Here is a 22,032-nt window from a genome sequence, read left to right on the forward strand (position 1 = left end):
CACCGAAAAATTTTGGGCGTCGGAACTTTTAAACCTTTTCGATGGACATCTAAACGAGGGGGTAAAAGCCGATTACTCAACCGGAAACCGCTTAAAGGGACGGTCGTAGTCACCGAAAAACGCGCAGTTGGTGGTGAAGATGAAGCTCGACCTGGTCGTCATGGGGCACGTTTCCGTTGACCACATCATCTTTCCGGGGAAGGAAGAGATACTCCTGCCAGGTGGGGCTGCGGCGGCGGTGGCAACTTCGGCTGCACTGGCGGGTGCAAAGGTCGGCCTTGTGACCAAAGTCGGCGAGGACTTTCCAGAGGAATGGATGGAAAAGCTGGCCTCTATCCTCGATGTTAGGGGAGTCCAAGTCCTTCCTGGAAAGACAATCCACATCTACATGATTTACCACGAGGACGGGAGCGTTGACGCACCGGTAGATATGGGAGTCGCCGAGAAGATGGGGGAGACGCCAATTCCAGAGGAGTACATGGGGGCAGAGGTCTTTCATATAGCCCCTACTCCGCCGGAGGAACAGTTGAAGGCCGTTAAAAGGCTTGAAGGGAAGAGGATAAGCCTCGACTTCAACCCGACATATATGGTCGATTACAGGGAGAAAAGAGATCTCATGAGAGAAATCGTCTCGCGGGCCGAGGTGGTCTTCCCGAACGAGAAGGAGGCACTCCTCATAACCCGCGCGGAGAGCGTTGAGGAGGCCGCAGAGGTTCTCCACGACTGGGGAGCAAAAATCGTTGTCATAACCCGCGGCGAAAGGGGAGTCCTTGCCTACGACGGACAGTTCAGGGAGTTCCCTGCACTTCCAATAAGGCCCGAGGAAATCGTTGACCCCACCGGTGCCGGGGACGCCTTTGCCGGCGGCTTCCTGACTGGCTACTCCAGGGGAGAGCCGCTGGAGGCCTGCGTAAAGCTCGGGCTGGAGCGGGCGAGGGAAGTTTTGAAGAAAAAGGGGAGCTGGAGCGTTTAGCCCTCCCCTGCGGTTTTTGTAAACAGGTAAAGAGCCAGCACGAGGCCGGCCGCTATTGCGGTGACCTCCAGTTTGGGCAGGAAGGGGGATATCGTGTAGATCAACAGGTACGTTGGAATGCTCAGGAAAGTTGCCAGTGCCAGAACGGCGTAGTGCTCATAAGGGGCCCTCTCCCTGTCCATTTGGCCCATTTCAACCGCCAGAAGTGCCAGTGCGACGATGGACAGCCCGAGTACTCCCCCGATATTTTTGTAAACGAGTATTATCCCCGTCCCAATCAGGAATATCATGCCAAAGAAGTGCCAGTGTATTCCTATCAACGCCAGCGGGAAAAGAAGGAGGGCCCATTCTCCTGCTGTGGTGTAGAGCAGGTAACCTGAGAGCACCAGGGGAATCAACGAGTAGAGCCTCCTTTGGAGCCTTCTCATAGGAGGATCACCTCTGCGATGGCGGCTTTTAGAGGTTTCTTGACATCCCAGTCTATTATAATGCCGTGGGCGGCCATCTTTTTGAGGTGCGCCTTCCTCTTGAGCCTCAGTAGCTTGAGGGCCAGCTCTTCTTCCTTAGTTTTGGGCTCTACACCACTGTACGGATCTGGGGAAATCACAACGACACGGTAGCCGTAGGAAGCCATGGTTCTGAGGGCCTCCCTGCTCTCCTCGGTCTGAAGGGTGGAAAAGTAAAGGAGCTGTGCCCTGGGGGGAAAACGAGACCTGATAAGGTGCTCGACCTGGTAGGCTATCATATTGTTTTTGTCGGGCCGGGCCGTGCTGAGGAAGTCAATGCACTTGAAGAAGTGCCTCTTCCCGTAGTCAACGCGAACCCACAGGGGCACTGCCTCGGCCAGGAGCAGACCAAAGCTCGTTCCATTGTTTAAGGCGTTGAGCATTAGCGAGGCCGCAGCTCGGATGAGATAATCAAAGACCCTCTGGCTTTTGTAAGAGGCATCGACTATGAAAATGACGTCCACCTTTCTTTCGCTCTCGTATTCGTTGGCCATTATCCTGCCCGTCTTTGCGGTTGCCTTCCAGTTGATTATCTTCAGCGGGTCTCCCGGCTGGTACTCCCTTATTGCGTGGAACTCGACTCCTTCTCCGACTCTGGGAGATGGGAGCGGGCCCGCGGTGATCTTGGTGCCCTTGGTTGAGTAGGGTGTTGGGACGTCCTCTATTAGGGGCATTCCTATGAGTTCTGTGTAGTGCTCTATGAAGTGATCGAGCTTGAAGAAGCCCATTGGATCCCGGTAACTCACCCTCACGCCGTTGAATTCATGTATCCCTCGTTTGACCCTAACATTGTACGTTATTACCCGTTCTTCATCTTTTCCAAGCGAGAGCACGTGTTCTCTGCTCCCCTCGACCAGTTCAAGGCCCTCCGGGAGGTCTTCTTCGATTTTGAGACTGGGTATCCTTGTACTGGACTTTATCCTAAGCTTTATCTCCGCGATCTCTCCTTCGAGCATCCTATCGTGGGGAATCTCCCTCTGGATTTCGAGCTTTATCCCCGGCCTGAAGAAGAACAGCGACACGAAGAGTACCCAGAGTATTGGGAGCATCAGGTAAACTAACTCCCAGCGCAGGAACAAAAAGGCGGAGATCATTATAATCCACATCGCGAACAGGGTCTCTGCCCCTCTCTCTGTCAGTTCGGGCTTGATTTCCTCTGCCATAGCCATCACTCGAACTTTGGAACTGGAACCCGGTCGAGAATCGTCTCCATTATACTCTCTTGACTGACCCTTGTGTACCAGAGCTCGCGCTTGAGGATGAGCCTGTGACTCAGTGCGGGAACGGCAACGGCTTTGACGTCATCGGGGATTACGTAGTCCCTTCCGTTGAGTGCCGCGTATGCCCTAGAGAGCTTGAGCAGGGCCAAGCTTCCCCTCGGGGATGCGCCAACCTCGATCTCCTTCTTGTCCTCTCGCGTTGCGGTGACGATGTTAGTTATGTACTCTAGAATCGCATCGCTTACGTAGACGTCTTCGATGGCTTTCTGCATCTCCACGACTTCCCTGGGCGTCGTTACAGACTGGATATCTACCTCTTCCTTCTTCCTTTCCATCCTCCTGCGCAGTATCTCGATTTCTTCCTCCTTGCTTGGGTAGCCGACGCGCAGTCTGACGAGGAAACGATCGAGCTGGGCCTCGGGCAGGGGATAAGTGCCCTCCTGTTCTATCGGGTTCTGTGTGGCTATAACTATGAAGGGCTCTGGGAGCTCGTAGGTCTTGCCTTCAACCGTCACCTGTCTCTCCTGCATTGCTTCAAGCAGAGCGGACTGGGTCTTCGGGGGAGCGCGGTTTATTTCATCGGCCAGGAGGACGTTGGTGAAGACAGGTCCCTTCCTGAACTCGAACTCAAGGGTTTTCTGGTTGAAGACTGAAACGCCGAGTATATCGCTTGGGAGCAGATCCGGCGTAAACTGGACACGCCTGAACTCGACCCCAAGGGCTCTGGCGAAGCTCTTGGCCATGAGGGTCTTTGCAAGGCCCGGCAGATCCTCCAGCAGGATGTGGCCGTCTGCCAGGATCGTCGTCAGTATAAGCTTGAGCACCTCGTCCTTTCCAACTATTGCCTTCTTAACTTCCTTAAGGACTTCGTTACCCTTCAGTTGAACTTCCTCAACTTTCATTTATGTCCACCTCAACAACCTTCAAGGCCTTCTCAAGGTTCTCCACAAAATCCCCCTCCTTATCAAGTAAGAGGAGGGCTTTGTTGGGCTTTTCATGGAGCTCCCTATATGTCTTGGCTTGATCGTCCGAAAGGGTCATGTAGATCTCGATTATTTGCTCTTTCAGTATTGACCTGGAGAGGGGGCTTTTCTTTGCTTTCTCGATTATCTTGGCGATCCTTTTGACTTCGTCTCTTCTCTTTACACTCTGCCTTCTGGTAACGGAGGGGTACGAAATCTTTAGCTCTTCTCCGAAGAGGTATGCGAGTGTGATAAGCGATAATGCCAGCACAGAGAGCCACCTGAGCATATAGGTCCCAAACACCACGCCACCTATCAGGGGCAGGGAGATTAGGATCAGAAACGATTTACGTATTTTCATCTATCCCCCTCCTGATCTCCCTATAGAGGCTCAAAGCCCGTTCAGCGTCTTCCCAGGTTACTTTTTCGGGTGCGTACTTGGCCTTCTCAAACAGTCTTGTCAGCTCGGTGAAGGCTTCCTTCCTGAACCTTACCCGCCTTGCGTGCTCCCAGTGAGTCCAGCTCTCCTTGTATGGAACGCCGAGAACCTCAAGCCAGAGGACAGCGTTCTTGTATATTCCAACAACGGCCTCCCTCGGGTCGCTGAACATATCGAGACCCAATTCCTCCACCTTTCTGTCGAAAAGCTCAGCCCTTTGCCTCATCTCCCGGAGCTTCCTTTTCTTGAGGGCATCGCGGTAATAGGCAACAGCAAAGTAGGCAACAGCCACCACGAAAACGATGATGGCGGCGTAGAAAATGTAAACGGGCGAAGAAAAAACTCTGTGGGTAGCGTTTGTTGAAGTGACGTTATATTCGGGAAGCGCCGGCCCGCCCACGGAAGTGTGGTTGGTGGTGGCGTTGAAGGACGAGTTGGAAGGAAGGGGAGTCTCCGTTTGGCCCATAATGAGGAGAACAAAATAATATCCCAGAAGCCCGATAAAAATTGCAACCCACGAAATCGAAGACGAGGGTTTAAATTCCCACCTGGAAGTGGGGTCTCGCCAGCTGAGAACTATAAAGAGGAGGGCCAGCGCCGAGACTGCCGCGGCGGCACCCAGGAGGATTCCTATTGATGACGCAGAAGTTCTTTTTAACTCCTCCGTCCTGACGCTGTACCTCACTAGAAGCGTCATCAATGAAAACAGAAGAACCAGCAGGGACAGTGACTTTACCCTGATGGACATTTTCATCACGTACAGTAGGAAGAGCACGTTTAAAAGCTTTTATGCAAGTTAAACCTTGGTGGTAGCATGGAGAAGGTTCCAAAGCTCTACGTCGAGAGCACAAGGGAGGAGTGCGTGAAGGACGGGAAAGTAACCGGCGACTGCGTGATAATAGACGGCAACGTAGAGGTGTGGCTCAGGAAGGGAGAGCCCGTGCCCGAGTTCGTGAGCGAGAAGGCAAAGTTCCTCATCAAGGAAGTCTACGACCGCTTTTACCTCTACGTTGACAGGACAGCCCACAAGATGAGCGCAGACGCTATCCTCGTCCTCCCTGACGGCAGGACAAGGAGTTACCTCAAGAAGGGCGACGAGCTGATGCTCCTCCCCGTTGAGGGCTTCACGAAGACATTGATAGCCAACGTCGGCAACAGGGTGAGGACGGGCGATGCCTTCGCGGCGGTAACGACAAGGAAGGGAGAGATCCACTACCTGAAGCCACCGAGGAACGGGACTGTGGTGTTCATTGACGAGATAACCAACAGGCCCCACTACGTCTACTACATTCTCCCAGAGAAGTAGTCACTCACCCTTTATCCCCTTTATTATCGCCTCGATGCTCGACCTCAAGGCGAGGTTTATGGCGTCGAGCCTGTCCATTCCCTTTATCGTGCGCGTGTTGTGGGCGCTCGTTATAATCAGAGACCACTTGTAGATTTCGTCCTTAACCGGAATGCTCTGGAACATCGCTATGAACTTCTCACCACCGGAGCTCACTTCGACTATCTCAACATCGGTGTCCCCGAGCTTCGAGGAGTAAACCTTACGAACCTCGAGGTTGCCGTACTCGTCCCGAAGAACGTCAGAAAGGTATCCCATATCGATCACCATGATAACATTGAGCAAAGGTACTTATATACCTACCGCACAAAAAAGCGAGAAACCAAAAGGGTTATAAAGGGCCGAAGTAAGTCCTCAGTGAAGCAATTTTTGGAGTTGAAGGAAATGAAGGTTGAAGCTGGTGATTACGTTCTGTTTAACTACGTTGGAAGGTTTGAGAACGGTGAAGTTTTTGACACGAGCATAGAGGAGCTCGCCAGGGAACACGGCATTTACGTTGAGGAAAGGGAGTACGGCCCGATGTGGGCAAGGATTGGAGTTGGCGAGATTATTCCGGGTCTCGACGAGGCCCTCATAGGGATGGAGAAGGGCGAGAAGAAGACGGTCACCGTCCCGCCAGAGAAGGCCTATGGCATGCCCAAACCGGAGCTCATAATCAAGGTTCCCATCGAGGAGTTCACAAAAGCAGGACTCGAGCCCCAGGAAGGGCTCTACGTTATGACTGACTCAGGAATAGCGAAGATCCTGAAGGTCGAGGAGAGCATGGTGTCCCTCGACTTCAACCACCCGCTCGCAGGGAAGACCCTCATCTTTGAAGTCGAGATAATGGAGATAAAGAAGTCAGAAGCCGATGTTGATGAGGGCAGCGCCCTTGAAGACAATTGAGCCCATTGCAACGAGCAACGCCGCGTACTTCAAACCGGCGTTGTAGCTCCCTTCTCTTATTACCCCTATTCCGAGCCCTGAAACAAGTGCCTGCGCCACCACGAACGCCATGAGCACGTTTGTCATGGACTCCACTGGCAAGTGAACTCCAGTCCCGGCACCGCTCATTGACTCCATGACCTTTGTAACTATCCCCAGAATCAGCGGGCCCACGAAACCGCTCGTGATTATAAAGAACATTGCCTGCATTCCGGTTGAAGCCTTTCTCTCCTGTTTTATTCTGAGAACCTCACGGACATCGTTTCCGACTGACACCAGGACATCGCTCATCGGCGCACCCCTTTCAAGGGCCTCGATGATAATCATCATCGAGCGATAGATAACTGGAGATTTTTTGTTCCTTAGGGCAAAGGCTCTGAGAGCATCAACGGTTGGACGGCCTTTCTTTATCTCCGCAACGGTTCTCTTGAACTCGTCGGTCAAAGCCCCAAACTTGGCAGTCGTCAGCTCCTCAAGGGCCTCGGAGAAGGATATACCCGCTCTCAGGGAGCTCGCTAGGTAGAAAAACGCATCAGGAAGGTTCTTCTCCATGTCCTCTATCCTTTTGGAGATCCTCCAGTAGGGGTAGATAAACGCCATTCCAATGAAGCCACCAATAAAGGCAACTACACTGTAAAGGGTATTGCCCAGGAAAGATACGACGAGCGCAAAGATAAGCCCCATTAAGAACGAAATCACCAGGTACTCCGCCGCTAGGAAGTTTATACCGGCAGAATAGATGTACAGCTCATACCGTTTGAGGTATTTCTGGGGAATAATTTTCTCAAACAATGTGACAAGAAGCTGTGAGACGCCTCCGCGAGCCAACGTTCTCACCTCGGTTCAGCCTTCTTAATCATGTTAACGATAATCAGCGAGATGGCCGGGAACGCCAGTATTAAGATGACCGCAAGGGTCTGGACGTCAAAGATTAGCTGCTGAGCCATAACTGAACCGGCCAGGACACCAACCACGAACATCGTCGGCATAACTATTGTCATGAACATGTAGATAAAGGCTATACCGTTGACCTTCTGGACATACTCCACAAGCTTCATCCTGTATTCAAATGAGAAGTCCTCAGCCATTTTGTATAGGATGTCTGCAAGGTTTCCACCGAACTTAACGGCCCTAAGAATCTGCTTAACGACCCTGCTTATGTTCTCAGATGCCATTTTCTCCTCGAACTTCGTCAGGGCATCCTCGAAAGAGGAGCCAGTCCTCATGTCCCTCAAGATGAGCTCAAACTCCTCTGAGAGCACTCCGTAGTCGGCCTTTGCAACTGAAAGTATGGCCTCGGCAATGCCAACTCCCGCGCTGAGGAGGGACGCCATGTGTCTGAGTGCGTAGGGCATAGTCCTCTCCACTTCAGTCACGCGCTTCCGCCATACCATCTTTGGATACTGCCTCATGTAGAAGAACCCGCCGAAGAACCCAAGGAGCCCTATGAGGAGGGCGGTGTCTATGGGCATGTAGAGGAGGTAGGCAAAGACAAACCCAAAGAACGCCGCCATCATTGAAACTCCAAGCATATAAGCTACGTACTTCTCCTTCGGCATGAAGATGCTGGCCCTGTAAAGGTCCTGGTCAAGGCCCTTGATTGACTGGGTAAGGGACTCTATCGGGCCTCTGAAGTACTTGAGCATAGCCTCCGCGAGTCTCTCAGAGAAGGATTGGCCAATTTCCTCTTTGCGCCATTCAATGACCTCTTCAACGAACTTCTCCTGCTCGCTTTCTTTCTTTTCTTCCTCTATTTCCTTCTGGAGCTCTTTTAGAGCGCGAAGCCTCTCCTGGATTGACTTACCCTGAGGGATACGGCGCATCGGCTTCTCGGTAATCTCTATGGTCTTGCCACCCAACTTCTCAAGGAACTCTATGAACCCCATGCGAACACCTCACATCATCCGTTGAATCTGTTTGCTAGTCTCAACACTGCTCTCGGAGGCTATCTTCTTCATGAGCTCCTCCTCGTCGATGTAGAACTGCCTGATGTAGTAGCCTACCTCGTTTATGCCCCTGATGCCGTTCTCGATCATCCACTCAAGGATTATCTTGCGTTTTTCTATTTCAAGCTCAATTTCCTTTACGCTCATGCCGGTGTGGTGGGCGAGTGTGTTGAGGGTCTTGCTCGGCACGCCCGTCGGGACGAGTTCATCCTTAGCAGGGTCGTATTTGTAGAGCTTGTTGAGCTGTACGCTCTCCCCTTCTATTCCCGATACCTCAGCTATTTCCGTAACACGTCTTATCGTTCCCTTCTTTCTGCTGTGGAAACGAACCTGCATAATGATGATGTCCAGGGCAGGAATCATGATCCTCGGGACATTCATCGGCGGGCTCTCAAGCCTGACAATCGTTTCTCTGGCGCTGTTTGCGTGGATGGTACCCATACAGTTCGAGACGAGAATCCCGTTGGCCACGTAGTTGTGATCCTCCTCAACGGTGAGATCGTAGAGATACTCTATGCCAAGCTCCCCCGGCTCGACTTCTTCAACGCTCACAACCTCATCCCAGTAGACGTCTCCATCGGCTATCAGCTCAAGCCTCTTGGCCTGAACCCACGCGTCCTCGTCCTTTAAGTCATCAGCAACCTGCTGCAGGGCGAGTGCTATTCCTTTCAGGGCAGAGCGCCTGATTTCCTTCGTTCTGCCCTTCTCGACGTGCCTTATAAGACTCTCCGATATTTTCTCGCCCGCGTAGGTTGAGGCGAGCCTTGAAAGCTCTGAAACCGTGAGGTTAAGCTTTCTCCTGAGCGGTTCGAGCATCACCGGGGAAATCGGGACGCGGTCGGTCCTCTTAACGCGGTACGACCTGTACCTCTTTATGACTTCCTCAAGCTTTGCCCTCTTCCTCGAGTGCCTGAGCGGGATGTAGCGGTGGAACTTAATGAGGTCATCAACGCCCCTGACGGTGACCCTGAAGATTATACCCTCCTTGTAACCCCTGTTCTTCACACGGGAGACCGTGCTTATTATTCCGAGCCTCTGGAGGGCGTACCAGACCTTTCTCGCCAGGTTCTCGCTTCTCGTGGTTAAAATGACAGCGGGGCCCTTCTCATCAACGTAGGCATCGGCATCGAACAGACCCGCTATGAAGTGCCTCAGCAGTTCATCGTTTGCCAGAACCAGGTCAGGGACATCAATCTGTTCCTTGTGTCCCTTAGGTACTCCAAAGGCTCTGTGCAGGAACTCCGCAAAGGGCTTTGATCCGTACGTCACCACGGTGTACGCTGATTCGCGCTTGACCTGCGGCCTGCTCTCAGGGAGGAACTCTGAGAGGGAAGAGGTGAAGGCGTCCATGTACGACTCATCATCGAATGTTGCCGAGATGTAGTAGCCGTCGGAGGATATATAGCCGTCCCCGAGGAGGACTCCAACGGCATAGGAGAGTCCCTCGTCCACTTCACGGACTATCCTCACCGGTTTGGAGTTAACTGAGAGCAGATACTGGGCCGTCTCCGGCGGAATTCCATCGTTCGGAACCTTTACGAGGCCATTTCCATTGGGAACGAGGTAGTAGTCGCTTATTCCAGCGTAGAGTTCGGGGTTGATGACAGCCTTCTTTTGGGGTGGCTTCGGCGGTTTTCTCATAACCGCAACCCTGTCCCCGGGCTTTAGCTTCTCCGCCTCTTTCCTGACCACGTCACCGTCCGAGAACACAAAGAACGGGTGGGTCTTTGTGAGTATAACTTCGTTGCCAGTCCTCGTCCTAACACGAATGAGCTTCTCGCCGGGCCTCACCTTCCTCCGCCAGACTCTCGAAACAATGTGCTTCCCCGCCTTTAAGTCGGGCCCGACACTGACGACCTCAAACCTGTCCTCTTCATTGAGAACCACATACTCCAGATCTTTGTATGTCTCGATTCTGTCGGAGTATTTGGCAAAGAGCTCCTCAAGAAGGTCGCCGATGAGGACAAAGCGCCCGTCTGAGAGCTGTATGACCGAGAAGTCGTAGAGGGCACCATTATGGCCCGTGTTCATAGCAGTGAACATCGTTCTTGCTTCTGGGCCACGAACCTCACCGACGATGATTCTATCCGGACGCATACGGAGGGTGTTCTTGACGAGGTCGTCCATCGTGACCTCTCCCTTACCCTCAAGGTTCGGCGGCCTGGTCTCAAGCCTTACCCAGTGCTCAACGGGGAGCTGGAGCTCGGCGGTGTCCTCGATGGTGATAACGCGCTCGCTCGGTGGAATGAACATTCCAAGGGAGTTAAGCATCGTCGTCTTTCCGGAACCCGTTCCTCCGGCCACAAGAATGTTCGCGGGCTTAACTCCTAGTCCGTCAACAAGAACCCAGAAAAACGCCGCTATCTCAGGGCTTATGGTACCGTACTTGATAAGGTCTATTATGGTGAGCGGGTCTTTCTTGAACTTACGTATGGTTATCGTCGGACCGTCCAAGCTGATTGGGGGAATAGTGGCGTTAACACGGCTTCCGTCCGGGAGACGGGCGTCCAGGAGGGGGCTCTGCTGGTCAATTCTCCTGCCAACTTCCCTCGCTATTCTCTCGATTATGTTGAGTATCTCCTTGTCCTCCGGGAAGACTATGTTGGTCTTACACATGTTGAAGCGCCTGTGCCAGACGTAAACAGGCCTGTTGGTGCCTATGACCATGATTTCCTCAAGGTTGTCGTCCCTGACGAGAGGGTCAAGCTTGCCGTAGCCTATCATCTGCTGGACTATCATGTCGGCCAGAACCTCAATTCTGCCCTCCGAGTAGTGGGGGGCTTCCTCCTTAATCATCTTTTTCACTGCGTTCATGAAGACCTTCCTGCGCTCCTCGGGGTTTGGTATGGCCGTCGGGTCAATTTGAATCTCGGTTATAGCCCTCTCTTTGATGCGCCGGAAGAGCCTTTGCTCTTCTGCGCTGAGCTTGGGGAAGCGAACCTCGTAAATTGGAACGGGTTCTCCCTTGACCCTGATGATACGGACATTGCCGTACGCGTCAAGTACCTCACCCCTTCCGGCCAGGGACGACTCTTCGGAGGGCGAAGAGCCAAGGATATCATGGATATCGCTTGGGGGCCTTCCAGGCGGAACTGGGAGAGTTTTCTTTGGAGGGGCACTTGAGGAGGGTTTCCCGAGAATCTCGCTCAGGACATCAACACCGGTACCGCCGCCAGTGGAGGGCAGTCCCACCGAACCAGCAGGAGTTTCAGGAGGCTTTGATTCAACGGGCTTTGGCCGGGGCTTCGGCTCAGGGGCTGGAGAGGAACCGAGAAGGGAACTCAGAATATCAGCACCGGTCTCCGGCTTTGGGGGCTGGGGTTCCGGCCTTGGTTTAGATGACTCTCCCCCGAGTATGGAGCTCAGTATGTCAGCAGACGTCTGCTCCGGCCCCTTCTTGGCTTCTGTCCCTTCTTTTGAAACGCCTCCAAGGATATCCTCAAGAGAGCCCTCTGAGGAAGAAAATGGAAGGGGCGGCTTCTCTTCCCCCTTCTTTTTGAGAACATTCTCTAATGGATCCGCATTACCGGAGAGTATCTCGTCTATCCAGGAAAAGCCCTCCTCCTTTTTCTTTTTCTCGCCGAACACGAACTCTCACCGTCCGGAGTTGTTATTCCAGCTCACACGGTATGTTATATCAACCCTGTCTCCCATGAATACTATCCATACAGGGAAATCCGGACCGCTATAAGACTTTCTCTCCACCTTCAAAGGCGAGCCAACCTCAACGCCCGAAATCAGGGTGTCCGTGAGCTTGAAGAGGCCGTTCTCAGGAACTGAAACGCTTGGGGCCTTTTTCTCAGGCCTGCTCCTGCCGGAGTACTCCCAAACGAACTTCTGGACGTACTCACTGTATGTCATCGTATAGTTCGGACTGTAGCCGTAGGTCTCGCCGTCGAGGAACACCACGGGCTGTGCAACTGCGAAGAAAACGTCGAAGAGCTTATCCTTGTTTTCAAAGTTAGGAACGTTTGTAATCCTGAAGTTAACGACGCCCTCGTACTTAAGCACCTCTATGTTCCGGTCAGGAATAGGAAACATCGAGCGGACACTCAGGAACATCGGGCTGTTCACGAGATAGGGGTAGAGGGAATCACAGATTAACCCGTCCAGGCCCCCGTTGTTGTCAAGAACCACACCTACGAGAGTGCCGTTTTCATATGTGAGCTCTGTCAGTTTGCCTAGATTGCCACAGTGAGACCTGAAATCGACAAGGGGAACTGGATAAGACGCGTTTTCGTTTATCCTGAAGTTAACAACGACGGTTTCGTAAGGGGCCAGCCAAAAGCCGGTGACGTAGTTAACGGACCTGGAAACGAGTTCCCTCGAAATCGCCCCTTTGATGTTTCCATCGCTGGTTCTGTAATTGTAATGGTACTCACTACCGTTCCCCCGGAGAACCTTAAAGTCATACCTCGGGTTAACCATGACGTATTTGGGATACGGAGCAGTGTTAACGAGCGTGACGTTGAAATCAACCATGATTTCACCGTAGAGGCCTATGTTGTTGTAGGTGATTCCCCCCGAAATAGCGCCCGGAAGGCTGTAATCTTTGGCCAGAGAGAATGCAGGGGCTGAAAGCAACACTACGAAAATCAAAAGAATGGAAAGGGGCTTCCTCATGGGCACCACCTCACGTTGATACCTTCGCTATGTAGAGGTACTGCTGGTTCTGGAGTATATCCGGGACGAAGATTGACGGAACCCTGACGATCACGAGGAACTCCGTATCCGGGGACAGCACGAGCATGTCGGAAGACTGCTCAAGGTCAATAATCTTCCAGCCGTAGTTCTCAAGGGCCTGCTTGGCCTGGTCACTCGCCTGTATCTTTCCGGCGGCTATCGCCTTCAGTATCTCCTTGAGGTCAACGTTGTAGGAATAGCTGGCTGAGGAGCTCTGGCTGGAGCTCTGGGAGTTTGAGTAGGTGTCCGAGACCTGGGTGCCGTTCGAGTACTGGAAGCTACCGGGGTTGTACTCAGAGGCATGGTTCTCCTGGTAGGTCGTTGAAGTTGATGAGCCCGTCGAGCTGCTCTGGCTCTGAGATTCACTGGCCGAGATACGACCGGCATCAGTCGGCAGCAGGACGAGTTCAACGTAGCCCTGGTTCACTATCTCACGGTAGAGGCCCTGAGTACCGTTCTTGGCAAAGAACATCACGGGGTCTCCCGGGGTGAGGAACCCGCCGGTAATCCTCTCCCTTGGAAGCACAAGGGCAATCTCAACGTACTGAACTTCGTGGACACTGTACTGCAGAAGCTCGGCGTAATCAGTGGCCGCGCCGAGCAGGGCCTTCGCCTCAGACTTGGAAACCAGCTGCTTGGAGCCACCCCTCTCAAGGATAATCTCGTTACCGGGAATCTCGTCAATCTTCCAGAAGTAGTAGTCTTTCCAGAGCGAGAGCAGGTATGAGTCCGGGCTTATGGATTCAACTTCCTCAATGGTCTGAGCGTTGGCGACCTGGGTCTCAAGGGTCTTCATTGCAGAGACGACCTTGGTTCTTATGCTGTCTGGAAGCGGCATCGAGAGAAGCGGCTGGAATGCAGTTTTAATTGCCCTGACTTTGGCCTGTTTTGTCTGGTTCAGCTGTTTTTCATAGGCTATTCTCTCCTGCTCGCGGACGCACTCAGAGTATGCCTGAACTGCCTTATCGAAGTAAGCCCTAACGTTTATCCCCTCGAGCTCATCAACGCTACCTGCACTCTGAATCTGCCGTAGAGCCAGGTCTTTAAACTGGAGCGCCTTTTGGACACAGTCTCTATTGGAGAAGTTGTAGCTTGAAAAATAGGTGTTGAGTTCGTTGATTTTACTGGTGCGGAGCTCGTTTAGCTTGGCCGTGCTTCTGCTCTGAAGGTATGAGTAGACGCCAACAGAGATTAGAAGGAGTACTATGATTAAAACAGACGCTCCAACAAGGACTCTCCTACGCCTCTCCTTCTCGCGGATAGTGCTGATGGAGCGGGGTCTGCGGGGGGGCTTCTTCGCCGAAGCCGTTGGTGGTTTAACCGGAGGAGCCTCGGGTTCGGTAGTTACCTTCCCGAGCTCCCTCAGACGCCGTATTTTCGCCTCAATATCCTCAGCCACTTTGAGCACCACCATAACAGTTATCGCAATGTATTATGTCCCGAATAGTTTTTGAGTTCTTAATCCTTATTTACGTTTCGGTGGGAACGTGGAGCGATTGGAAATAGTTGTCAAAGAAGTGAGAGGAAAATGTCCAGTTTTCAAAAAAGGTGACAGAATCGTTGTAGAAGGCCCAAGGGTCAAGCTCGACGAGACCGATGCGGTATGCACCCATGCATTCGCATCGCTACTGCCGTACATAGTTGCGCTACGAAAGGGTATTAAACCGAGCGAGTTAGGCTTGGGCAAAGGAGACAAGGCATACGTCCAGTGTCTCGACCCGGGACCGCCGTACACCGACGGAGGAACCGTAATCTTTGAGATAACGGTGGTTAGAGATGAAGCAGAAGAAGGCCTGGAAGGTCGTTAAGGAAGTCATAGACGAGGCCGACGTGGTCGTTGAGGTAGTTGACGCCAGGGACCCAATAGGGACCCGCAACAGGAAGCTGGAGAGGCTCATCCAGGAGGAGGGCAAACCGCTCCTCATAGTCATGAACAAGGCAGACCTCGTGCCCAAAGAGTGGGCCGAGGAGTACAAGAGGAAGAGCGAGATACCCGTGGTTTTCATATCCGCCCGCGAGAGGAAGGGAACCGGAATCCTCAGGAGGGAGCTCAAAAAGCTCGCAAAGCCCCTGTTAGGCGAGAAAGAGAAGGTCAAGGTGGCCCTGATAGGCTATCCCAACGTCGGCAAGAGCACGATAATAAACACCCTTAAGGGGAAGAGGGCAGTTGGGACAGCGCCCATACCCGGCTACACAAAGGGCAAACAGCTGATAAGGCTCAGCAAGAGGCTCTGGCTCCTTGACAGCCCCGGAGTAGTGCCGATAGACGACTTCGACGAGCTCGTCATAAAGGGCGGCTTCCCGGCGGACAAGATTGAAGAGCCGGTCAAGCCGGCGCTGAAGCTCATATCCAGAATCCTTGAGACGAGAAAGAAAGCGATAACCGAGAAGTTCGGCATAAAGGAGTTTGAGAGCGAGGAGGAAATTCTGAGGCAAATAGGGGAGAAGAGGGGCCTCATAAAGGCCGGCGGAGAGGTAGACCTTGAGGAAACAGCGAGGTGGCTCCTAAGGGAGTGGCAGACAGGTCGCTTTACCCTCTTCGCGAGCGAGGAAGAGAGGAACAGAGACTTCGCCTGGGACTTTGAGGACGTCCTCGAGGGCGTTGAGAAGGAGCTTTTAGTCGACCCGAGAAGAATCCTCTGGCGCTTTGGGGACGAGCTTATGGAAAAGCTGGACAACCAGAAGAGGGCCGGCATGAGGGAAATCGAGGGGGTAACCGTCGGCATAGCGACCGGCTTCAAGAAGTGCGACTCAGCTTTAAAGTTCCTTGAGGAACTGACCGGAAAGAGCGTCATAGCGAGCGAGTGCTTCGGGAAGAAGTGGAAAGGGGTCATAGCGATACTGGAGTGACTACCCAATGGTGACGGACTGGACCTCTCCCGAGGGCAGTATTAAAACTAAACCGGCGCTCAGGACAGCCATGGCGAGTCCCGGGGGAAGTATCCACCACCAGCAGCCACCGTAGATTGCCCCCTCCATCATTGCCTCTATCATGAAGGAACCCCAGTTTGTGCCTGGGATTAGCCCGAAGAACCCAAAGAGGGAAATAAGCGCCACGACTCTAACCAGGAGCGTCGCGAAGTACCTGGCCGAGAAGCTCAGAATCGGCGGGAATATGTGCTTCCTGAGGACCCACAGTGTCCCAGCTCCCATGATTTCCGCGGCCTTGACGTACTCGTTAACCTTCTCCTTCACGGTCATCATCTTGATGGTCTTTGCGAGCTTGCCCATTATCATTACAGCAACGAGCAGCATGAAAACCACCGGGTTAATCTGCACCTGCTCCCTCAGACCCTGGGTAGAGAACAGCCAGACGAGGACAACGAGCATCGGAAGGAGGGGGAGGGTCATAAGAACCTCCAGAATGAAGCTCAAAGCCTCGCCCACTGCCCCACCAACGTAGCCAGAGACCATCCCGATTATGACGCCCAGGACAACGACGAACACAGCGGTGAAGAAGGCCAGGAACAGGGTGTTGTTCATTGCCTTGACAAAGCCGACCCAGAGGTCCCGACCCTTTGAATCAGTGCCCATCAGGCCGTAGCACGTTCCTATAACCTGCATCTGCGGGGAAAGCGGCTCCGGCGACCTGATCTCAAAGACGTACTCACCTTTAAGGGTCTCAAAGGAAGCGTCCGCGATGAAAAGGAGGTGTGCGGGGGGCCGCAGGACGTAGCTCTCCACAGAGAGGCCGAACACAGAAGATATCTGGCTTTCAACCCCGGACTTCATATTGACGTTCAGGCTCATGTTTTCCGAAACGGGTCTCCCCCTGTAAAGGGTCACCTCGATGCCGTCCGGCCGGGTGACGCTTATTTCAACCTTAACCTGGCGCGAAAGGCCGTAGAACCTTACGTCGTTTGGCTTGTCGGAGGCCCTGTGATTGTAAACAAAGCGGTACACAAAAGTCCCGTTTTCTTCCGAAACCTCAGGGGAGAGCGTTACGGTGGGAGTTAAGTCGCGGAACGTAGAGAACCAGGAGGGATAAGCCCTCCTCGGGTAGTCCTTCCAGTAGTTTATGTCCTCCCACCTCTCAAGCTTTTCTCTATCCACGGTGAGGTTCGAAACAGCGACAAAGAGCAGGAAACAGGCCAGTATCAGAGCGCCCACCTTCCGCCTCATCTCAGCTCACCCTCGGGTCAAGTATGCCCTTAACAAGTTCAAGGAGCAGGGACATCAGAAAGCCGATGGTGGCTATTGACAGCAGAACCACGAAAAACAGGTGATAGTTAAACCTCATGACCACTCCTTGGGGAACCACGACCGTGCGTACGAAGCTGTTCCTCAGAAGGACGCCAAGCCCGCCAAGGCCGAAGAAGGCATCCACAATTAGGTAGTCGGTGGTCATTTCCATGAACTTCTGGACGCTGAAGGACGCGAGCAGTATTGAGATGTTCCGGAGCACGTGCTTTCGGAAGATAACCCCCTCCGGAATTCCTTTAGCCACTTCCGCGAGGATGTAGGGCTTGCCAAGCTCCTCCCTGGACGCATGGGCAACCACCGAAGCGAACTCCCAGACGTGGATAAGGAAAATCGCCCCCACAGGGAGAACCAGGTGCTTCAAAACGTCCAGGACGAGTGCAAACCCTGTTTTTGGAGGAACGGTTGTTATCCCGCTGATGGGCAGAAGGTCAAGTTTGACCGCGAAAACCGACACAAGGACGGCACCGACCCACCAAGAGGGCAGCCCAGCGAAGAAAAGTGCCAGGTTGTCAACGACCGTTGAGAGCCGTTTCCTCTTCACGGCGAGCCGACCGATGATGTAGCCGCCGAGCATGATGGCCAGCATAGAGACGGCCAGCACCAGAATAGAGACCCCGATTGAACGTCCCAGGTCGTAGTCATTCTGAGTCGAAAGGTACTTGAAACTCTTCTTCAGCAGGTCTATACCCATAACGAACAGGTTGTGGGTTCGCACCCCCGCACTCTTGGTCAGGATTCTATAGTAGTACTCCTCAACGCTGATTCCCTCGCGGGTGGCGTTTCGTTCAAGCTCGGAGTAGAACTCGGGATTAAAAATCCTGAAGGACTCTACAGCGTCATAAACGTAGTTCCAAGTACGTTTGTTGGCAGCGGCCCCCGCAACGAGGACAATAACCAGAAGGACGCAGAGGTATATCGCCACCAGCCGGGCAATGCTCTTGAACGGGAGCTTCATTTTGAATCTCCCCCAGTATTGAGCTATACAGAGACATGCAGGAACGCACAAACGAAATATTGCAACTGCAATTAGGGTGTCATCACACCTCGCACAAGGACGCTGTTGTACATTCATATGATACCGTGCGGACTTATAAAATTATCTTAGGCAGAGCTAACCGGAGAATAAATGAAAATGTTAAACTAAAACATCAACAGCCAAGTTATACCCACCCGGGCCGGCCAGACAAAGCTTAAAAGACGTGCCGAGCACTCGTCATCATGAAGCTCCTGCTCACGACTTCACAGGGAATTGAAGACCTGGCAAAGGCCGAGGTGGAGGGCCTTCTCTCGCCCCTTGGAGTTCAGTTTCGAGTGGAGGAGAGACCTCTCGGTGTCGAGGGGAGGGTTTTGGCAGAGGTTGGCGAGGCCTTCTACACCGACGAGAAGGGACGGAAGAGGGAGCTAAGCGTTTCCACTTACTTAAACGAGCGCTCAAGGCTCCTCCACCGCGTGATAGTCGAGATAGCGAGCGAGAGGTTTGAGGGCATCGGTGAAGACGAGCCAGAGAGGGCCCTCAAGAGGATTGAGGACTTCGTGGCATCGCTTCCAGTGGAAAGACACGTCAAGGTCAGCGAGACATTCGCCGTTAGGAGCTTCCGGAAGGGAGAGCACAGGATAACGAGCGTTGATATAGCCAAAACCGTTGGCAAAGCCATATTCGACCGCCTGTCCCGGTTCGGGACTCCGAAGGTGAACCTCGACCACCCCGCTGTCATATTCAGGGCCGAACTGGTTGGGGACGTCTTCTTCCTAGGGATTGACACTACCGGTGACAGCTCGCTCCATAAGAGGCCCTGGCGCGTCTACGACCACACCGCGCACCTGAAGGCGAGCATAGCCAACGCGCTGATTGAGCTGGCGAAGCCGGACGGCGGTTCTTTCATCGACCCGTTCTGCGGAAGCGGGACTATTCCAATAGAGCTCGCCCTCAGGGGCTACGGTGGAAGGATAATCGGCCTGGAGAAGTACAGAAAACACCTCAACGGGGCCAAGATGAACGCCCTCTCCGCGGGAGTCTTAGAGCGGATAGAGTTCATACTCGGCGACGCCACCAGGCTGAGCGAGTACGTCGAGAGCGTGGACTTTGCCGTCAGCAACTTTCCATACGGCCTCAAAATCGGGCGGAAGAGCATGATACCGAAGCTCTACATGGACTTTTTCAGCGAGCTTTCCAAAGTCCTCGAAAAGCGCGGCGTCTTCATCACGACGGAAAAGAAGGCCATAGAGAAAGCAATAACGGAGAACGGCTTTGAAATCAAACACCACCGCCTCATCGGCCACGGCGGGCTGATGGTTCATACCTACGTGATAGAATAGCCAAAGAGAAGAAAGGAGAGGGCTCAGACCTTCAGAGCCCTAACCGCGCTGAGGGTCTCCTTTAGGTCTTCGTAGCCGTAGCGGAGGTACTTCCTTCCCTCTTCTTCGTAGCCGTCTGCGAAGGCGCTCCAGGCCCTGTTGAGGGCTCTCTCGCCCCTGCTGAAGATGCTCATGATGTTTCCGTAGGTCATGAGGCCCTCTATCCTGAGGGGCTGGGCCTTCTCGGCGAACTCCTCGAGCTCCTCAAGGACTTTGGTGAGCTCCCTGACGACCTCCTCGCGCGGGGCGTCCATTATCTTCTCAATCCTGCTGATGGCATCGGTGAGGAGGGCGTCGAGCTCCTTGACGCCACCGGTTCCGCTCTCTGCCGCCCTGTGGAGCTCCTCCTTCTCACCCTGGCGCCTGAGGAAGATACCAACGCCCATTATGGCCAGGGAAACGGCCACACCGCCCCACATGGGCGGTATCCTCGCGGCGGTTATTGCGCCGACGATGAGGCCCGCTGTGAGCAGGACGTTTCCGACGAGCTTCTTCATTTCCATCACCTCACGGGTGGAGCACTCCCATGACTGTGAGGACGGCGAACAGGAGCGTCATTGCCGCCTCTCCGACCATAAGCCCTGCCGCGACCGGGAGCACCTTCTCGGTTATGAACTCGTGGCCCCTCTTCCTCTTGAGGACGTCATGGACGACACAGCCAAGTCCGTAGGGCAGGATGTAGAGCATCGGCAGGTACATTGAGAGACCCACGAGGACTCCAAGTCCGGGTATTCCGCTCATTGAGAGCGCAAAGCCGAGGATTCCTCCAGCTAAGAACTTGTCCACCGGGACGTTGCCGCCGAGGATAGCATCGACCATGGACTTGAGGGCCATTGCCTGCGGGGCAGGAACGGTCTCGTTTCCGATACCGTAGGCCCTCCAGATGAGGTCAACGACGGTGAGGGCTATTATCGGGCCTATCCAGGCGGTGAGGAGCTCGACCTTCTGCTGCCTGGAGGGAATTCCACCGACGAGGTGGCCGGTCTTGAGGTCCTGCATCATGTCGGCGGCACCGGAGATGGCGACACCGACGGTGGCTCCGAGGAGTATGGTGAGCGGAACCTGCTTGCCGGTGAGGTAGAGGAGTATCATGACCGACACGAGGGAGAGACCGGAAACCGGGCTCCAGTCGGTCATTCCAGTTGCCATGGCGACGAGCAGTGAGGCGACGAATATCCAGGCGACACCGACGAGCGCAGTGAGCAGGCTCCTGCCGAGGCCGAGACCGCCAATCTGGTAGGTGATGATCAGCAACAGGGCGAACGCAAGGGCTATTCCGGCGTAGAGGTACTTTATCGGGAGCTCCTCGTTCCTGCCTGTTCCGAGCTTGCTCGCGCTGGCTATGCTCCTGAGGGCCACGACGATGACTGGCATCGAGAGTATGAGGCCCGCTATCGAGCCGCCGAGGAGCATTCCGATACCGAGCGGCCTGGTCATGTTGGAGTAAACGAAGCCGCTGACCGCCGCACCGGTGACGTCGCTCGGGAGCCAGCCGAGGGCCTTGACTATTGGCGTGATGATGTAGTATGAGAGTATTCCGCCGGCGAGGACTATGAGACCGTTCCTTCCGGTGATGAGACCCATTCCAAAGACCATCAGAGAGAGGGCCATGCTGAAGTCAATCCACTCCGGGAGGTGGAGCACTGCACCGAGGTCAACGTACTCGGGGATTATCTCCGGAAGGCCGAGCACCGGGAACTGCTGGACGAGGTAGATGAGTGCGCTGACGGCCATGCCTATGAAGAGGAGCCTGGCCTTCTCGATTCCGCTTCCCGGGGTCTTGAGGACGGTCGCAACTGCCGTTCCGGTCGGGAAGCGGAGCCTGTCAATCTCGATCATCTGCTTCCTCAGCGGGATTATGAAGGTGATTCCGAGTATAGCTCCCGCCGCGGTGGCGAGGAAGAAGTACAGCATGTTTATCTCTTCGTGGAGTCCCATGATGTAGAGCGCCGGGATGGTGAAGATGACTCCCGAAACGGAGATGTTGACCGCAGAGGCTATGGTCTGGACGATGTTGTTCTCAACGATGGTCCCCTTCTTGAGGATTCCCCTGAGGACTCCCCAGCCGACGATGGCAGCTATGGCCGAACCGCCGGAGGTGAAGCCCATTATCATTCCCGCGTAGGTAAAGCTGGCCGCCATGAAGGCGCCCCAGATGACACCGAGAACTATCGCCGCGGGAGTTATCTCACGGTAGGTCCCCTTCTTCGAACCGGCTTCTACCATCTCTCAACCCCCTGTACAATTTTGTGCACCCATGTCCATGTAAGGGACGAATGTGCAAACCGATAATGTTGCCCCGTTACGAAATTTAAAGTTTTTTAGACCTGTAAAAGTCAAGAAAGCCACGATAAAACCTTTAATGGGTCAAAAGAGGCCTTTTTGCCTTTTTAAGTTCCAACATGGATAAAAACACATCAACAGAATGAACAAATGAACACCAGCGCACATTACGACATCAACCACTCGAAAAAAT

At 53.7% G+C, this 22,032-nt stretch carries 21 protein-coding genes; 6 read left to right on the plus strand and 15 right to left on the minus strand.

Annotated features, from left to right (window positions below):
- Positions 1 to 139 precede the first annotated feature (139 nt).
- Positions 140 to 973: a carbohydrate kinase family protein gene (locus tag ACZ5ER_RS01790; RefSeq protein ID WP_464934667.1), complete on the plus strand. Its 834-nt coding sequence runs from the start codon at positions 140 to 142 to the stop codon at positions 971 to 973.
- On the opposite strand, the gene ACZ5ER_RS01795 is transcribed toward ACZ5ER_RS01790, so the two are convergent.
- The 5 genes from ACZ5ER_RS01795 to ACZ5ER_RS01815 are packed head-to-tail and all read right to left on the minus strand — an operon-like array spanning position 970 to position 4,854.
- The gene (locus tag ACZ5ER_RS01795; protein ID WP_464934668.1) at positions 970 to 1,401 is read right to left on the minus strand and encodes a hypothetical protein; all 432 of its coding nucleotides are present in this window, start codon (positions 1,399 to 1,401) and stop codon (positions 970 to 972) included. The genes ACZ5ER_RS01790 and ACZ5ER_RS01795 overlap by 4 nt on opposite strands.
- Complete coding sequence (locus ACZ5ER_RS01800; protein WP_464935052.1) at positions 1,398 to 2,642, minus strand: DUF58 domain-containing protein; 1,245 nt, start codon at positions 2,640 to 2,642, stop codon at positions 1,398 to 1,400. The genes ACZ5ER_RS01795 and ACZ5ER_RS01800 overlap by 4 nt, the downstream gene beginning before the upstream one ends.
- A 5-nt stretch (positions 2,643 to 2,647) precedes the next feature.
- A complete protein-coding gene (locus tag ACZ5ER_RS01805) occupies positions 2,648 to 3,601 on the minus strand; it encodes an AAA family ATPase (RefSeq protein WP_464934670.1) in 954 nt (317 codons plus the stop codon).
- Positions 3,591 to 4,022: a hypothetical protein gene (locus ACZ5ER_RS01810; RefSeq protein ID WP_050002308.1), complete on the minus strand. Its 432-nt coding sequence runs from the start codon at positions 4,020 to 4,022 to the stop codon at positions 3,591 to 3,593. The genes ACZ5ER_RS01805 and ACZ5ER_RS01810 overlap by 11 nt, the downstream gene beginning before the upstream one ends.
- Positions 4,009 to 4,854, minus strand: coding sequence for a DUF4129 domain-containing protein (locus ACZ5ER_RS01815; RefSeq protein WP_227738757.1), 846 nt, complete (start codon positions 4,852 to 4,854; stop codon positions 4,009 to 4,011). The genes ACZ5ER_RS01810 and ACZ5ER_RS01815 overlap by 14 nt, the downstream gene beginning before the upstream one ends.
- Positions 4,855 to 4,914: 60 nt before the next feature.
- Between ACZ5ER_RS01815 and ACZ5ER_RS01820 the strand changes: the two genes are divergently transcribed.
- A complete protein-coding gene (locus ACZ5ER_RS01820) occupies positions 4,915 to 5,406 on the plus strand; it encodes a DUF2118 family protein (RefSeq protein ID WP_050002306.1) in 492 nt (163 codons plus the stop codon).
- Here the strand turns inward: ACZ5ER_RS01820 and ACZ5ER_RS01825 are convergent, their stop codons facing one another.
- Complete coding sequence (locus ACZ5ER_RS01825) at positions 5,407 to 5,715, minus strand: hypothetical protein (RefSeq protein WP_227738756.1); 309 nt, start codon at positions 5,713 to 5,715, stop codon at positions 5,407 to 5,409.
- Positions 5,716 to 5,829: 114 nt separating this feature from the next.
- Between ACZ5ER_RS01825 and ACZ5ER_RS01830 the strand changes: the two genes are divergently transcribed.
- Positions 5,830 to 6,330: an FKBP-type peptidyl-prolyl cis-trans isomerase gene (locus tag ACZ5ER_RS01830; RefSeq protein WP_050002304.1), complete on the plus strand. Its 501-nt coding sequence runs from the start codon at positions 5,830 to 5,832 to the stop codon at positions 6,328 to 6,330.
- On the opposite strand, the gene ACZ5ER_RS01835 is transcribed toward ACZ5ER_RS01830, so the two are convergent.
- The 5 genes from ACZ5ER_RS01835 to ACZ5ER_RS01855 are packed head-to-tail and all read right to left on the minus strand — an operon-like array spanning position 6,286 to position 14,397.
- The gene (locus ACZ5ER_RS01835) at positions 6,286 to 7,197 is read right to left on the minus strand and encodes a type II secretion system F family protein (RefSeq protein ID WP_169741386.1); all 912 of its coding nucleotides are present in this window, start codon (positions 7,195 to 7,197) and stop codon (positions 6,286 to 6,288) included. The two genes, ACZ5ER_RS01830 and ACZ5ER_RS01835, sit on opposite strands and share 45 nt — an antisense overlap.
- 5 nt (positions 7,198 to 7,202) lie before the next feature.
- The gene (locus ACZ5ER_RS01840; protein WP_050002302.1) at positions 7,203 to 8,255 is read right to left on the minus strand and encodes a type II secretion system F family protein; all 1,053 of its coding nucleotides are present in this window, start codon (positions 8,253 to 8,255) and stop codon (positions 7,203 to 7,205) included.
- Positions 8,256 to 8,264: 9 nt separating this feature from the next.
- Positions 8,265 to 11,903 (minus strand): ATPase, T2SS/T4P/T4SS family, encoded by a 3,639-nt coding sequence (locus ACZ5ER_RS01845; RefSeq protein WP_464934672.1) that lies wholly within the window; start codon positions 11,901 to 11,903, stop codon positions 8,265 to 8,267.
- A gap of 6 nt (positions 11,904 to 11,909) precedes the next feature.
- On the minus strand, positions 11,910 to 12,938 hold the full coding sequence (locus tag ACZ5ER_RS01850) for a hypothetical protein (RefSeq protein ID WP_050002300.1): 1,029 nt from the start codon (positions 12,936 to 12,938) through the stop codon (positions 11,910 to 11,912).
- Between the two features lie 10 nt (positions 12,939 to 12,948).
- Positions 12,949 to 14,397, minus strand: coding sequence for a DUF515 domain-containing protein (locus tag ACZ5ER_RS01855; RefSeq protein WP_050002299.1), 1,449 nt, complete (start codon positions 14,395 to 14,397; stop codon positions 12,949 to 12,951).
- Positions 14,398 to 14,485: 88 nt separating this feature from the next.
- Between ACZ5ER_RS01855 and ACZ5ER_RS01860 the strand changes: the two genes are divergently transcribed.
- Positions 14,486 to 14,806, plus strand: coding sequence for a TIGR04076 family protein (locus ACZ5ER_RS01860; RefSeq protein WP_050002298.1), 321 nt, complete (start codon positions 14,486 to 14,488; stop codon positions 14,804 to 14,806).
- Positions 14,775 to 15,848, plus strand: a complete 1,074-nt coding sequence (locus tag ACZ5ER_RS01865; RefSeq protein WP_464934673.1) for a GTPase — start codon at positions 14,775 to 14,777, stop codon at positions 15,846 to 15,848. Before ACZ5ER_RS01860 ends, ACZ5ER_RS01865 begins: the two co-directional genes overlap by 32 nt.
- Here ACZ5ER_RS01865 and ACZ5ER_RS01870 read toward each other — a convergent pair whose 3' ends face one another.
- Positions 15,849 to 17,120 carry an ABC transporter permease gene (locus tag ACZ5ER_RS01870; RefSeq protein WP_464934674.1) on the minus strand — a complete coding sequence of 424 codons (1,272 nt, stop codon included), beginning with the start codon at positions 17,118 to 17,120 and terminating at the stop codon, positions 15,849 to 15,851. It abuts the gene before it with no gap.
- 1 nt (position 17,121) lies between these two features.
- Positions 17,122 to 18,156 carry an ABC transporter permease subunit gene (locus ACZ5ER_RS01875; protein WP_050002295.1) on the minus strand — a complete coding sequence of 345 codons (1,035 nt, stop codon included), beginning with the start codon at positions 18,154 to 18,156 and terminating at the stop codon, positions 17,122 to 17,124.
- A 263-nt stretch (positions 18,157 to 18,419) separates the two neighbouring features.
- Between ACZ5ER_RS01875 and trm14 the strand changes: the two genes are divergently transcribed.
- Positions 18,420 to 19,517 (plus strand): tRNA (guanine(6)-N2)-methyltransferase, encoded by a 1,098-nt coding sequence (trm14, locus tag ACZ5ER_RS01880; RefSeq protein WP_464934675.1) that lies wholly within the window; start codon positions 18,420 to 18,422, stop codon positions 19,515 to 19,517.
- A gap of 23 nt (positions 19,518 to 19,540) precedes the next feature.
- Here the strand turns inward: trm14 and ACZ5ER_RS01885 are convergent, their stop codons facing one another.
- Positions 19,541 to 20,059 (minus strand): cell division protein, encoded by a 519-nt coding sequence (locus ACZ5ER_RS01885; protein WP_227738755.1) that lies wholly within the window; start codon positions 20,057 to 20,059, stop codon positions 19,541 to 19,543.
- A 4-nt stretch (positions 20,060 to 20,063) separates the two neighbouring features.
- On the minus strand, positions 20,064 to 21,782 hold the full coding sequence (locus ACZ5ER_RS01890; RefSeq protein WP_050002291.1) for an OPT family oligopeptide transporter: 1,719 nt from the start codon (positions 21,780 to 21,782) through the stop codon (positions 20,064 to 20,066).
- Positions 21,783 to 22,032: the final 250 nt, after the last annotated feature.

Source organism: Thermococcus marinus (genome assembly GCF_055389025.1).